9 protein-coding genes are annotated in these 14,100 nt (G+C 59.2%); 6 read left to right on the top strand and 3 right to left on the bottom strand.

The genetic code is table 11. The features are described 5' to 3' along the window. The 6 genes from ABD024_RS12745 (at position 1) to ABD024_RS12720 (ending at position 8,308) form a co-directional block, all read left to right on the top strand. Positions 1–1,320, top strand: coding sequence for a putative O-glycosylation ligase, exosortase A system-associated (locus ABD024_RS12745; RefSeq protein WP_343853236.1), 1,320 nt, complete (start codon positions 1–3; stop codon positions 1,318–1,320). 4 nt (positions 1,321–1,324) lie between these two features. After that, on the top strand, positions 1,325–2,566 hold the full coding sequence (locus ABD024_RS12740; RefSeq protein ID WP_343853234.1) for a glycosyltransferase: 1,242 nt from the start codon (positions 1,325–1,327) through the stop codon (positions 2,564–2,566). A gap of 106 nt (positions 2,567–2,672) precedes the next feature. Beyond that, entirely contained in the window at positions 2,673–3,335 is a 663-nt protein-coding gene (locus ABD024_RS12735) for a class I SAM-dependent methyltransferase (RefSeq protein ID WP_343853232.1), read from the top strand. A 68-nt stretch (positions 3,336–3,403) separates the two neighbouring features. Next, on the top strand, positions 3,404–4,885 hold the full coding sequence (locus tag ABD024_RS12730; RefSeq protein WP_343853230.1) for a lipopolysaccharide biosynthesis protein: 1,482 nt from the start codon (positions 3,404–3,406) through the stop codon (positions 4,883–4,885). A gap of 156 nt (positions 4,886–5,041) precedes the next feature. After that, positions 5,042–5,860 carry a phosphotransferase family protein gene (locus tag ABD024_RS12725; protein WP_343853228.1) on the top strand — a complete coding sequence of 273 codons (819 nt, stop codon included), beginning with the start codon at positions 5,042–5,044 and terminating at the stop codon, positions 5,858–5,860. A 720-nt stretch (positions 5,861–6,580) separates the two neighbouring features. Next, positions 6,581–8,308, top strand: a complete 1,728-nt coding sequence (locus ABD024_RS12720; protein WP_343853226.1) for an asparagine synthetase B family protein — start codon at positions 6,581–6,583, stop codon at positions 8,306–8,308. A gap of 55 nt (positions 8,309–8,363) precedes the next feature. Here the strand turns inward: ABD024_RS12720 and ABD024_RS12715 are convergent, their stop codons facing one another. The 3 genes from ABD024_RS12715 to ABD024_RS12705 form a co-directional block, all read right to left on the bottom strand. Next, positions 8,364–9,323, bottom strand: coding sequence for a glycosyltransferase family 2 protein (locus tag ABD024_RS12715; protein ID WP_343853224.1), 960 nt, complete (start codon positions 9,321–9,323; stop codon positions 8,364–8,366). Between the two features lie 43 nt (positions 9,324–9,366). After that, positions 9,367–11,604, bottom strand: a complete 2,238-nt coding sequence (locus tag ABD024_RS12710) for an acyltransferase family protein (protein ID WP_343853222.1) — start codon at positions 11,602–11,604, stop codon at positions 9,367–9,369. 139 nt (positions 11,605–11,743) lie between these two features. Beyond that, the gene (locus ABD024_RS12705) at positions 11,744–13,984 is read right to left on the bottom strand and encodes a hypothetical protein (protein ID WP_343853220.1); all 2,241 of its coding nucleotides are present in this window, start codon (positions 13,982–13,984) and stop codon (positions 11,744–11,746) included. Positions 13,985–14,100: the final 116 nt, after the last annotated feature.

Genomic DNA, 14,100 nt, shown 5'->3' with positions numbered 1-14,100 from the left:
ATGCGTGACATCGTCCTCGCCCTGTTCATCTTCGGAACGCTTCCCTGCATTCTGATGCGGCCATACATCGGCCTGCTCGTGTGGTCGTGGCTCGGCTACATGAACCCGCATCGGTTGTGCTACGGCTTTGCGGTCAGCTTTCCGTGGGTGTACCTGGTTGCGGTCGTCACTATTGCCAGCCTGTTGTTCAGCAAGGAAAGCAAGAAGATTCCGTGGTCGGCGGTCAGCGTGTTGCTGCTGATGTTCCTGTTGTGGACAGGACTAACCACTTTCTATGCGATGGTGCCGGATTCAGCATGGATCAAATGGCAAGAGTTCGCCAAAGTCATGGTCATGGTGTTTGTCACCTTGATCCTGGTCAACAACCGCGAGCGCCTGCATTGGCTCGTATGGATGATTGTGGTTTCACTGGGATTTTATGGTGTCAAGGGTGGCGTGTTCACGCTAGTCCAGGGTGGCGCCAACCATGTGCTTGGACCTCCGGGAAGTTTCATTGCCGACAACAATGCCCTGGCGCTCGCGCTGTGCATGACACTGCCACTCATGCGTTATCTGCAGTTGCATTCATCTTCGAAATTCGTACATGTCGGCCTGGGCTTCAGCATGCTGTTCACCGGCATCGCGATATTGGGCACGTACTCGCGCGGCGGCTTGATCGGTTTGGCTATCGTCGCGGGTGCCTTGTTCGTGAAGAGCCGCGGACGGCTGGCCGTGGTGCTTGTCATCGTGGTGGTGGGCTTTGCCGGTTCGCACTTCATGCCCGCACAGTGGACTGCCCGCATGGGAACTTTGCATAACGCGCAGCAGACGGATTCGGGGGAAACACGAATACAGTCGTGGCAGTTCTCGGCGAACGTCGCGTTGCACCGGCCATTGCTGGGCGGTGGCTTCAACGTGTATCAAAGCACCCCGGCGTGGGAAAGCTACGGTCCGGAGGATGCGATTCCGCGCGCGGTACACAGCATCTATTTCCGGGTCTTGGGCGAACAAGGGTTCCTGGGGTTGGCATTGTTCGCCGCGCTGTTGTTCGCGAGTTGGAAAAACTGCAGCCGCGTACGAAAACGCTCTCGCGATATTCCCGACATGCGCTGGGCCTTTGATATGGCTTCCATGCTGCAAGTCTCCCTGGTGGCGTTCATGGCGGCGGGGACGTTCCTGCCCATGAGTTACTTTGACCTGAGCTTCCAGCTGATGGCGCTTTCCGCGGTGCTGGCGGAATTTTGCATGCAACAGATCCGGAGCCGCCAATTGCTCGAGCTGCGCGCACCCAAGGAGTTGACCGCGCGTGCCGGCAAATTACCCAATCCGATCCGGGGCTGATGACATGGGGCGTGCCGTCCTGGTGATTGCGTTTCACTTCCCGCCAGCCGCAATGGGCAGCGGGCACCTGCGCACGCTCGGTTTTGCGCGCTATCTGCCGGAATTCGGATGGGATCCCATTGTGTTGTCGGCGCGGGCATTTGCTTATCCGCGCACCACGCCCGTCGCCGCGGGCGTCATTCCGGAAGGCTGCGAGGTACACCGCACGTTGGCGCTTGACGCCCATCGCCATTTCGGAATAGGCGGGAAATATCCTGGGTTTCTCGCGCAGCCCGATCGCTGGATCTCATGGTGGCCCGCCGCGGTCTCGCAGGGGTTGCGCCTGATCCGCCGTCACCAAGTTCGTGCTATCTGGTCCACGTATCCCATCATGACCGCGCATTGTATTGCGCGGACCTTGAGCGGCATTACGAAGCTGCCGTGGATTGCGGACTTCCGTGACCCGGTGACCAGCTCGGTTGAAGCGCAAAACCCTTTTTCGGTTGCCTCGCAGCAGCGCTGGGAGCGGCGTGTGCTGCACGACGCGAAGCGAACCGTGTTTACTACGCCCGGCGCCATGCACGACTATGCTGAACGCTATCCCGAGGCTGGTCGCGGCGGGCGTCTGTCGGTCATTGGCAATGGCTATGACGAAACGGTCTTCGTCGACCTTCCACGCGTTCCGCCGCGAATGGATGGACGGCCGTTGATGCTGTTGCATAGCGGCTTGCTGTATCCCGAGGGCCGCGATCCGGTGCCCTTTTTTAACGCACTTGCCCGGCTTAAGGCTGCCGGGCTTGTGGGACCCGCACTGCTCAAGGTGGTTTTGCGTGCGAGTGGTTGGGAGGTCCGCTACCAGAGGGACATTGACAGCCTCGGGATTGCCGACATCGTGTGCCTGGCGCCACCCGTGGGTAACCGCGAGGCGCTGGTCGAGCAGGCCACTGCGGATGGATTGCTGCTGTTCCAGGGCAGCAAGTTCGACCGGCAGATACCCGCCAAAGTGTATGAGTACCTGCGCATCGGGCGGCCAGTCTTCGCACTCGTGGGGCCGGATGGGGATACGGCATCGGTGTTGCGAGATGTTGGTGGCGCAGTAATTGCGCCAACGGGAGACGTTGCGGCCATCGCGCAGCACTTGTCCGAATTTGTCCTCGCGTTGCGCGAAGGGCAGGCTCCACGGACGCGCCCGGAGGTCGTTTCCCGATATTCAAGGCGCGAGGGGACAGCTTTACTGGCAGGGTTGCTGGATCAGGTTTGCACCTGACCCCCTTGGCGAAGGTGGTTTTCGCCGACAATCGCCGACGCGGCCACAAGCCCGACGCAGGTAGCGAACCCAGAATTATCCGATGTCGGAACCGAAGGATAAAAGCATGAGCTGGAACCCTGACGAGCATTACAAGAGCACCGCAGTTGCGGCCGACTATGACAGGAACAGGTTCTCGAGTATCCCGGGGCAGGTATTCAACTTTCTTGAAAAGCGGCTCGTCGCGAAGTGTTTCTCCCTGCTGCCTGAAGGTGCCACGATCGCCGATGCGCCGTGCGGGACGGGGCGACTCGCGGAAGCACTATTGGATGCGGGGTATCGAGTGCACGGCTTCGACATTTCCCAAGCCATGTTGGTAGTGGCACAGCAACGCTTGGCGTCGCATGGGGAAAACTTCACCTGTGAGGTGGCCGACTTGAAGGAACGCCCGCCGAGCGGACCCATCTGTGATGGTGCATTGTGCGCACGGGTATTGATGCATTTTCCGCTTGAGCAGCAAGTGCAGTTCCTGACCGGAGTGGCCGGCCTCAGTCGTTCAGTCGTGGTCATCAATCAAAGTCTCGATTCCGGTTATCAACGGTTTCGGCGGAGGCTGAAACGGTGGATGGGAAATCAGGCATCAGCCAGATTCCCGATAACCGACGAAAACATCAGACTTTTATTGGAACGAGCCGGCCTGCGTGAGGTGCGGCGCTATCGGCTACTCCCGTTGATAAGCGAGGCGGTGTATATCGTTGCAAAGAAGGTCGACGTTCCGTATCCCGGATAATCAACGACACCGCAAAAGCAGAGCGATGCGGCGAATCCACGCTCGGGGATAGTTGAGGTCGATGCCTTGTGACCAATAAGAACCAAAAACAAGGAAACGGCGTGCGTAGGGCGCTGTCGCTGTCTTTCGTCCAGCAGTTCGTCGCATTCGTGTTCAGCTTCGGATCGGTCACGATCATTAGCCGACTCCTCACCCCTTCAGAAGTCGGTGTATTTTCGATCGCCGCGGGCCTGGTCGCCTTGATTCACATGCTCCGTGACTTCGGGGTCAGTGAATACGTGGTACAGGCACCGGTTCTTGATGAGTCGCTGGTACGCACCGTCTTCACGATGAACCTCGTCATTGCGTGGTGTCTTGGCGGGGTCATTGTCGCGGCCAGTGGTGCGATCGGGACGTTCTACGCTGATATCGGTGTGACGCGGGTGTTGCGGGTTCTGGGCGTCGTATTCTTTCTGCTGCCGTTCGGCACTACGGCAATGGCTTTGTTGAAACGCGAAATGGAGTTCGGGAAGCTGACCAAGATACGCATCGGCGAATCCGTCGTGCGCAGCTGTACCGCTGTCGCTCTTGCGTATGCCGGGTTTTCCTACATGAGCATGGCATGGTCGGCGTTGGCGGGTATTGTGGTAATGATCGTTGGGTGCACGGTTTGGGGCTGGCAATACCGCGTGAAGGGAGTGAGTTTCAGCCATTGGAAAAGTGTGCTGCACTTTGGCTCCAACCGGACGATTTCGGACTTGGCAAGCCAGCTGGGCGACCAGTCCGCCAACTTGGTGATCGGCAAGATGCTGGGCATGACAGATACCGGGCTGTTTTCGCGCGGATACGGCGTGGTCAACATATACCGCACCAACGTCCTTGGTGCGATCGGAGCGGTTGCCTTTCCTGCGTTCGCACGCGAGCACCGCGAGCACGCCACGGCCCCGGATCTGTTCCTGAAGGCGTTGGTTTACACGACCGGGATCAGTTGGCCGTTTTTTGCATGTGGTGTCATTCTTGCTTATCCGGTCATCAACATCTTGTTCGGCGATCAATGGGGTGCGGCAGTTCCTCTGATGCGTTGGCTGTGTTCCGCTGCACTGATCGGGACATTGATGTTCCAGTGCAACCGGTTCCTGGTTGCGCTGGGGCGGGTAAGGGCCGTGACCCGCGTGGAGGTCCAATATCAAACCGCCAGGGTCGGCATTACCATCGGCGCAGCCTTTTATGGTGTCACTGCGGTCGCGGCTTCACAGGTTCTTGTCTATATCATTGCTACCGTGCTGTATTACCGCAAAATGCGAACTTATGACGCGTTGGCAGTTCGCAAGTGCGCCAAGGCCCTCCTTCCGAGCGTCGTGGTCACGCTGGGTGCCTGTGTCGTACCGGCAGCCGTGGTCCTTTGGCCTGGCCTCGTGGCGCGACATATGCTCTTGGCGTTTGCATTGGCTCTCGTCGGAGGCGGGGCAGGGTGGTTGCTCGCCCTCGTGCTCGCACGCCATCCCTTGCTGGACGAGCTCAAGCTTGTCGTTTCCCGTGTTTCCTCGCGTTACCGTCTGTTGCGTGGCTAGGCCGTGACCAGACTGGACGTCGCTGGAATACTCAACGCGCGGTTCATCTGCACCAGCTGCCGCGCGTCGGGAAATTGGATCGCGGTGACGAGGCCCTTGCTGAGGCAAAACTCGAGCATTCAGCGGCTGCGATGCGCGCGCTGTCAGGAGCAGATCGTGGCCAAGGTGAGTCGAAGGGATGACTTGCGCAACGATGCCCGTGCGAAGGTACGCCTTGAGTACGAAACCCTGTGCACACTCCAGCGCGTGTTTCCCCAGGACGAACACTTTGGGACGTTGGTGTCGCTGGGCTACCTGGAGTCCTCGGGACGCGGGATCATGATCACGCGCCATTTCTGCGGCGACGATTTGGCCCACCACCTGCGATCCCTGGGTGAGCCTGGCGCGCAGGAGGCATGTCATGCAGCGGGGGTTTGGTTGCGCAAGCTGCACGAGAGCGGCGACCCGGACATAAAGACGCGGATGCTGGGCGTGGCGGACAAGCTCGACTATCTGGCGGCCACCTACGGTGCGGTCTTGCGCCGTGACCGCGAAACGTGGACCGCGTACCGATGTCTGGAACAGGCAGGTTCGCGTCTTGACGCAAGGGAGTTCCGCGTCGTGCGCCAGCATGGCGATTTCAAACCCCAGAACATGCTGTGTGACGGCACCCGATACATTGGGCTGGACATACATTGGCAGAGTATGGGATCGGCAGTCTATGACCTTGCACCGTTTCTGAACCATCTCTGGCTTGTCAGCCGCACGCTTGGAGGCTTGCTGACAAATCGTCATTACCGGCAGCGGGAGTCGATGTTCCTTGCCGGGTATGGGTATGGGGGTGACGCACAGGCCGTGTACTGGGCACAGTTATATTTCGCGCTGTGCTACTTGGGTGCCTATTGCCAAAAGGGGCGCTTGGCGGCGAGCTATGCAAGATGGCGGATTGGGCCGTTGATACGAGAGCTTGCGAGGCAGCTTGGGGAAGTCTCATGAGCTTGGTGACGCTGGTGCCGTGCGTGGTTCCTCCACAGTCTTCTGATGAAAATGCGTGTCGCGGAATGAGTCGGGGAATCCGTGCTATCAGGAATCCGTATACTGCAATTGGTCGAAGCCAACGTCGCCCAGAGAAGCCCTTGAGCCCAAATATCTCTGTCGTCATTCCTGCCTACAATGCGGACAAGTTCATAGTCCGTGCACTGGCAGCACCGGGGGGCGGCTATCGCACATTCGCTGGGGAGTCTGAGTCTCGCGGCGGTTGTGGGGCTACGAGCGCAGTAAAGTGTCCACTTTTAGTCCACCGTGGGCAGGGCGGAGCCATAGCCTACGTCCGACCCAAATACTATTTTTTGGGACTTGCCGGAATGTTGTTGTTTAGCAATGTCCCTATTCTAACGAAGATCTCAGAGTCATCATCGTTGATTATGTTGGCCGCGCTGCCGTGCCTGTGGACGCGTGAAATTGGGGCTCTTGCCCGAGTGGAATGCCTTGCAGTATGGCTACAGGTGTTTATTTGTCCGGTCTCGTGCGCTTGGTGGTGGAACTTCCTATGACCATAACGCTCGCCGTCATCCAATGGGGTTGCAGTTCGCATCCCACGCTTCCGCTCATGCAGGTGCCGATGGAGTATTCGCGTGTAGTGCATCGCAATAACCGACGAACATCGCGGCTGCTTGAGGTGCAGATGGGTAGTGCAAGCGCTCGAGGACCGGGCTCGTGCTGAACGCGCTGTCGATCTCTCTTGCGGGTGGAGACTCCAAAGGCGAAGTCCGTGCGGAACGCTCGTTCGAGCGTCAGGGTTTTTTTCGCGCCCAGCGAATCGAGTGGGATGGCGGCAGCGTTGTCGCCTGGGGGTGCCCAGGACAGCGGCAGGTCGAGGATTGTGTGGTTCAAACGTCATCGGGGACCGCCTGTTGCGTCGGCCCGCTGTGGTTTCGCGGTCGTTTTGGTCGCCAGGCGTTAGCGGCGCTGCTTGACGAAGTCCACACAACCGGGCGTCTGGAAGAAGGCGCATTGCGCGGCAACTTTGCGCTGTTCCTCAACACCGGCGAACACACCTGGCTGCTGAATGACGCGTTGGGGTTTGTGCGTATTCACGCCAGTGCGGATCGTTGCTTTTTCAGTACCAGTTGGCTCGCTGCCTGTGCTTATCTACAGCACGTCGAAGTTGACGCTGCCTCGGCAATTGAATACGTGCTGGTGGGGGCTTCGCACTCTTGCCAATCGGTGGCGCGCGGGATCGACTTGCTTCCTCTTGGCCACGCCCAGGATTTGCGGCGTCGACGTACATGGCAACGCTTTCCCGATGGGTTCGCTTTGCACGACCCCGGGTTCGCCTCGCTGGGTGCGGCTGTCGAAGCCATCACCGAACATCTGCGCACGGTATCGAACGAGGTGGCTGCGGCCTTTCCGGGTCGGGTCAACGCGGCTCTGTCGGGCGGGTTCGATTCGCGCCTGATTGTCGCGGGGTTGCTCGCGGCTGGCATGCAGCCGCATCTGTTTGTGTATGGCGACGCCGATTCCGCTGATGTAGCGACAGCGAAGGCGGTGGCTGGCGCGACCGGCCTCGAACTCGAAGCCATTGACAAAGGCGTGATGAATCACGACCTGCCGGAGCCGGACCTCGGATCACTGGAGCAGAGCGCGCTGTTCTTCGACGGCCTGCCCAACGACGGCATCGATGATCCGGGTGCCGACCGCCGCACCCGATTGCAGCAAACCGCCGGCGGGTGCATTGCGCTCAATGGTGGTGGCGGCGAGATCTTCCGCAACTTCTTCCACCTTCCGGATCGTGCGTTTTCCGCACGTGACATCGTGAGAGCCTTCTACCGCGGCTTCAGTCGTGGCGCCTTTCGCGAATCCAATGGCCTGGCGAACTATGAAGCGCGACTTGCCGCGTCGATACGGGACATCGTGGGCATGTCCCCGAGCGGGAACGAACGTCGCGCGCGCGCGCAGGTTGAGCTTCTCTATCCCCTGTTCCGCTGCCACTATTGGATGGGCGTCAACAACAGTGTGGCGGTGCGCCACGGGTATTACGCGACGCCACTGGTGGATCTGGCATCCGTGCGCCTGGCTCTCCGCGTGCCGCTGCGCTGGAAGAATGCGGGTGCCTTGGAAAGCCGCCTGGTCGCCGCGTTGCATCCGGCTATCGCCGCGCAGCCTTCGGCCTATGGCTTTCGCCTTGATGTCGGGCCAGGTTGGCGGGCACGACTGGCCGAGTGGGCAGCATGTGCTCGTCCGGTGCGGCTGCGGCCGCTGATCAATGCCGCCCGCCGGAGCCTGCGGAACGTCCGCGTTGCACCCGCGTTGCTGCAACGATACCGCACGCTTCTGCCGGGGGAATGGCGCATGGACTCGCTGCTCGATCTCACTCAATTGGCGGATGATCGTGCCTTGGCGCGCGCCCTCGCCGTCGAAGTAGTGTGGCGGCGGATACTGTAGCCGGCGTCGTCGGCCTCCGCGCTGGGGCATGCGGATCAAGGCAGGTGTGACGGATCTATCCGCGTACTGCTGCGACGGCGTAGCGAGCGATGGCTTTCAGGAAGCACCCAAGCGTTATACGGCGTTCGCTCAGCAGGCGGTAGCCAATGGAAAATATGGTTGCGGATCGAGCGCGTGATGCCGCATACATCCATCCACTGGCTAGGTGCTTTCGAGCAGAGTGGACATCAACCAATTCTTGTGGCGACAGGTTCAATCTGATCTTGTCAGCGAGAATCTTCCTCAATATCAAATCGGAAGATTCGATACCCCTGAGTGAATTGCCTGTGCCAGTCTTGTTCGCATCGTGTCTCTGCCAGATACCGAGTGAGTCAGTCGTGTAACCAAATTTCCCACCCAGTTTTATGAGTTCGAGAAGAAACAGTCTATCTTCATGAAACCGTATCGTTTCGTCGAAGCCGCGCACGGCTTTGACCGCGGAGCGGCGACAGACAATCGTCATTGGAATGACGCTTCCTGCCAAGATTTTTGAGAACAGTGCGTCATCGGCCAACTCGAAGAATCCTTGGCCCATGTCGTTTTTCGAAATTGCCAGAAATTTGGGGTGATCCAGATCTTTTGCAAGCAGCCTCCCATGTGAATCCACAACGTCCCGGTCGCTGAAGCACGCAACCCAGTGTGGGTAACGGCTGAGCCCGGTGGTCGTTTGCTCCAGAAAATCTGGATACATGAGGTCGTCCGCATCCATAAAGGCAATGAGGTCGCCGCAGGACGACCGTATCCCGTTGTTTCGTGCTGTAGCAGAACCTTGGTTTTCTTGTCGCTCAATGACGAGATTCAGCTTGGATGTCTTGGCGAATTCCTTTGCCCGCAGGTACGTATCATCTGTGGAGCCGTCGTCGACAACGACTACCTCATACGCGGCACACGTCTGGTTTTCAATACTTGCCAGCGCACGAGCTATGAATTTGCCGGCGTTGTATGCGGGAATGATCACTGAGATGCTGGTTTTCAATTTTAACCTCGACTTGGAGAAATCATCGTGTCGGGAGCCCCGTTCATAATGGCCGGTGTCTCGATATTGCGTTCATATGTGCAACAAACGCCGGGTAAACCTGCAGGGCTCCTGCAGCACTCAGGTGATCCGAGTCGTAGTAGAGAAATTCATGCCGCATTGCCCATGGGCATATATCTTCGTTGCACAGCGCGTTGCCGACCTCCAGCACCGACGACAGTGGGTACTTCGCGGCGACCGATTTGAGTATTGAATTGGCTTCCGCTTGTTGCTGCACATACCCGAGTCGCGTCACCGCGCCGGTATTCAGCCGTTGGTCCGACGGATTCACGGCAAATCGAATGCTGGCCTTGGGGACCGACGTGCGTTGGTGCGGGTTGTCCTGCATGAGCACGACGGGGATATCCAGCGTCTGATAGATCGCGAGCGTTTCGCTCAAGGTGGTGCGCAACGCCTGTGCGCCGGTGATGGAGTGCTGGATGTGAATTTTTCCCGCGCCAATATAGCTTGCCCAGGCTTCAATCAATACGACTGCCTTTGGCCGCATTTCACTCGCGAAGTGGGTTGCTTTTTCGCCCAATTCGCGGCATGCGTTCGGGTAATCGGTGCGCACCGTAACGTTGGTCAGCGGCAGGCAACTCCCGATCGATGAGAAAATGATTCTCGTATTTGTAGCCTTGCCGTATTTGTCCAGGGTCGGAATCATGGCTCTCGCGTGACTGTCACCGTAAGCCAGAACCAGCGTTTTGGAGTGGGTGTCGCCGATGTCGCAGTACCATTTATCTGGCAGATACGCATCATGCCGTTGTCTTTGCAAAAGCGTCATTTTTGTCTGGGGGTTGAAGCAGTCCTGGGAGTTGGCGAAAGTGCCCATCTGCATGGATTTCACATACTGTTCGGCCCTGACTGAAACGAAACTTGCGGGCCGGTCTGGCAGCCCCGAGGCCGCGTAAACGGCCAAACCCGCCGCACCCAATGCCGCAACGGCGACCGTAAGGCCGAGCGCCGTATATCCTCGCCGACTCCTGCGGATTGGGTCCTCGAAGTAGCGGTAGGTCAGCCAAGCCAGCAGGAATGACACCACCACCAGCACGAGCCTGGACGCGTGGCGGAACGTCGGGTTGCTGTCGCCAAACACGATGACCACAAGCGAAAGCAATGCCCAATGCCACAGATACAGCGGGTAACTGATCAGCCCCACCCATACCGCCGGGCGCCAGCTCAGCACGCGCCGGTTCAAAAACGTATTCGACCCCGCATTGACGATCAACGCAGTACCGAGCACCGGAAGTAGCGCCCAGAAACCCGGAAATGCACTGGAGGGCTCGATGAGAGCCAGCGCTGCAATGATGAGGGCAATGCCTGTCCAGGATTGCACAGAGCGCCACCTGGACAACCAGGGCATACCATGTCGGTGCCCTGCTGCGAGCCATGCGCCCACCATGAGTTCCCAGGTGCGGGAGACGGGGGAATAGAAAGCCTGTGTGGTGTGGCCGCTGAAGACCAGTGATACGTTCAACACAAAGGTCAGCGCCGCGATCAGGCCAATGGACATCAACAGCGACCAGCGCCAGCGGGTGATAAGCCACAGAAGCAGTGGCCACGCAATGTAGAACTGCTCCTCTACGGACAAACTCCATAGGTGCAACAGTGTTTTGTCGATCGATGCATGATCGAAATAGCCGGCTTCACCCCATAAGGTAAAGTTCTCCACGTAGCCGGCACCGGCCGCGACGTACTTCCCGAGGCGCTCGTATTCCGAAGAGAACAGCACCAGCCAACCGATGACGAGGCAGGCAATCAGTACCAGGATGAGCGATGGAAAGATGCGGCGTATCCGGCGCTGGTAAAAGTCCACCAGCATTCCACGAAATGTCGAGAACTCATTGTTCTCGATGGCCTTGAGCAGGATCCCCGTGATCAGGTAACCGCTGATGACGAAGAAGACGTCGACTCCAATGAAACCGCCTGGAAGGTTCGCTGGTGAATAGTGGTAGGCGACTACCGCCAGCACCGCAAGCGCACGCACGCCGTCGACGTCCGGGCGATAAAACCCTTTGGGGCGCACGGCGTTGAAGACGTCTCGGATAGCCATAGCCATCGACGGGCTTTTCGGGGTGACGACGGATTGTACCCTTCGATTTACGGATACCCGCGACCAACGCACAAAGGGGACCGCAAGGCCGGCGACACCAACGCAGGTGGCCTGCGTCGTGAATACAGGCGGCGGCCCAGATGCGAGCTTGAGGTCCGGTTTTTTAGCGGTCGGCTCCTTTTCCATTGATCGCGCGCGGTAGGATCATGTGCGGTCGACCGCAGCGTCGAAAGTCAGGCCAGCCGCGAGACGAACGGCGAGCGGCTCCACCGAGAGTGCATGCGCCGACTGCACGGCAGTGCCGTGGACGCAGCGCAATCACATGTCATAGCGGCACGGATCGCGGCAGCACGGCGAAATTGGGGTAGTTGTTGTAGGCGGTCGTGCCGCTGGGTTTCACGCTGCGCGACTCAAAAAGACTCCATGCTTCGTGCGCGTTGGGCACGGCACTATCGGCAGCGGCGGCCAGCCCAACCTGCAAATTGGCTGGATAACCCGTTGCCGATTGCGGATACCCATGCATCTTGCCAGCTTGCCACGGTTTCTTTTCCAGCGTTCCCATGGCCGTCACCATGGCCGGCGAATTGCAGGCCAGCCCGACCAGACTCGGGAACGTCGCCGCGTATATGGCACTGTACGACGGCAGGTAGGTCTTCCCAGTGGGCTCGGTAACCACAAGCGTGTAGGCGGAGGCTTGCAACCAGCAATAGCCCTGGGTGGGATTGGCCTGCCAGTCCGTCATCAAACCGATCTCGAACTTCGCCAGCCAGTCGCGCAGCTCCGCGGCTCCCGTAAAACCCAGCTCCGCCGCGTGGCCCGCCGACCAGGTGAAGAAGTTGTGCATCCACGGCGCCATCGCGTTACTGGTGCCACCTTGCACGCTATAGCTGTGGCCACTATCCAACAGTCCCAGCGGATTGGCGTTCGGATTGTTGGTGTATTTCTGATTCCAGTCCGCCAGCGAGTTCTCCACATCCGCATTGAACTCGGCCTTCAGCGGGTAGCCATCGGGCAGCAACCACGCCGCGTCCGCCATCTGGCGCAGCGTCCATGCCTTGCCACGTACCTGACTATGACTTCTGTCAATCAACCCCTTTGCATAATCGCGGTACTCAGGGTTTGACCAAATCTCGTTGAGTGAGGCCGCAAACGCCAACTCGGACATGTAGTAGTACGAGCCCGTCACCATGTATGGCACGTATGATTGCGCCGGCTGGTGCGCGTTGTCCCATTGCGCTGGGTTCCCGGTTCCGTAATACGCCTCAGTGCATTCCGTAACCACGGAGTTGTTTATGCAGTTTGGCAATAGGTCGCGCCGATAGGCATCAATCTTGGCTTGGTTGGCGGCAGATCCAGTCATTGCTTGCTTTGCGACGCCATTTGCATAGGTCCAGGCCGCGGTCGTGACGTAGGGGTGCTTCTGGATGCTGACCGGCCAGCCCGTCGCTGGGTCCCGGTAATGAATGCCGTAGGCGCCGAGCGCATCCGTGTTGGCCAGCATCCAGTTGTAGGCCCGCACATCCGGGTCGACGATGTACACGCTGGTCCAGCGCGGCAACGGACCAATCGCTGCCTGTGCCCCGGCCATGTGCATCTTCTGGGTCTGATCACAGTGATCCAGCGGCGCGCAGGTCTGGCGCAAGCTGGCCAGAAACTTCTCATTCGGCTTCAACGGCATGTAGCGCGACACCGCCTTGCTGTTCTGGATATATCCAGTGTCCTGTTGCAGATAAACCTTCGGCTGAGCTTTGGTCCACCACAGCACCTGATGCCAGCGCGTGTAGGCGTACTGCGTGAGTGCCGGGCTGGTGTAATCCGCACTCCCTGAGGTCAGGGTCGCGGTGTATTGCGGCTGTGCCTGTGGCGTGTAGGCCGCGGTGTTTTCCACGATGACATCGGTTTGTACTTGGCGCACGGTGCCATGCGAGCCGTCTGCGTAGACGCGCACTGCGAAGTAGATTCTCAAGTTGGGGTCGGTCGTGCCATCCGCCGCCGTCACGGGGCCATTGACGACCCACTCGCTGGTCTGCGGGCCGGAAAGCCACTGGTTGCATTGGGTGCCCCACGGCTTGCACGCATTCGCGTCGTTGGCCGTCTGCAGCAGTGCGCGAGCGTTGGCGGTGTATTTGCGGTCGCCGATGTTGAGCGATACGTCGGCGTCGTAGCTTGTCGCAAGCAACTGCGACAAGCTGATCGGCTGATCAAGTCCTGTCGTCGTTGGCGCCGGCCCGGCAGACAGCGCCAAGGGTAAATTTGCATTACGTGGCAGCGTTGGAACCATCGCTGTCAGCACCGCGTGGCGCAAGCTGCCGTCGGGATGGGTCGCCTTGCTATCCACCTGCAAGGCGACCGGCTGGCCATCGAGGGTGGCTGTAACCGTCTCGCCCCGGGGTATGTCGCCAGCCTTGAAGATCTGGCCGAAGGTGAGGGGGACATTGGTCTGCGCTTGTGCGCCTGTGCTGATCACGTGGTCTGTCACCACCGTTCCCGCTCTCGCCGTTCCCGCACCGAGCAGCAACACGCAGCCTGCACACCTACACAAAACCTTCACAAGGAATTGATTCATGGAGACTTTTCCCCAGTGCCTAGCGTCAGCCAGTAGAGCGCTTTCATGGTTGCATTTGCAAGCTCACGCGAGGAACGGCCATGGATGGCGGTGGTATTGAGGAGCTTGGAGGTCGA

Source organism: Rhodanobacter soli (assembly GCF_039523495.1).
Taxonomy (GTDB): domain Bacteria; phylum Pseudomonadota; class Gammaproteobacteria; order Xanthomonadales; family Rhodanobacteraceae; genus Rhodanobacter; species Rhodanobacter soli.
Note: the sequence above shows the minus strand (reverse complement) of the source record. Positions and strands in the feature narration are given on the sequence as shown.

Excerpts from the sequence above, each read along its gene's own strand:
- ABD024_RS12745 (WP_343853236.1), top strand. The coding sequence starts at position 1 with ATGCGTGACATCGTCCTCGCCCTGTTCATCTTCGGAACGCTTCCCTGC.
- ABD024_RS12740 (WP_343853234.1), top strand. The coding sequence starts at position 1,325 with ATGGGGCGTGCCGTCCTGGTGATTGCGTTTCACTTCCCGCCAGCCGCA.
- ABD024_RS12735 (WP_343853232.1), top strand. The coding sequence starts at position 2,673 with ATGAGCTGGAACCCTGACGAGCATTACAAGAGCACCGCAGTTGCGGCC.
- ABD024_RS12710 (WP_343853222.1), bottom strand. The coding sequence starts at position 11,604 with ATGGAAAAGGAGCCGACCGCTAAAAAACCGGACCTCAAGCTCGCATCT.
- ABD024_RS12705 (WP_343853220.1), bottom strand. The coding sequence starts at position 13,984 with ATGAATCAATTCCTTGTGAAGGTTTTGTGTAGGTGTGCAGGCTGCGTG.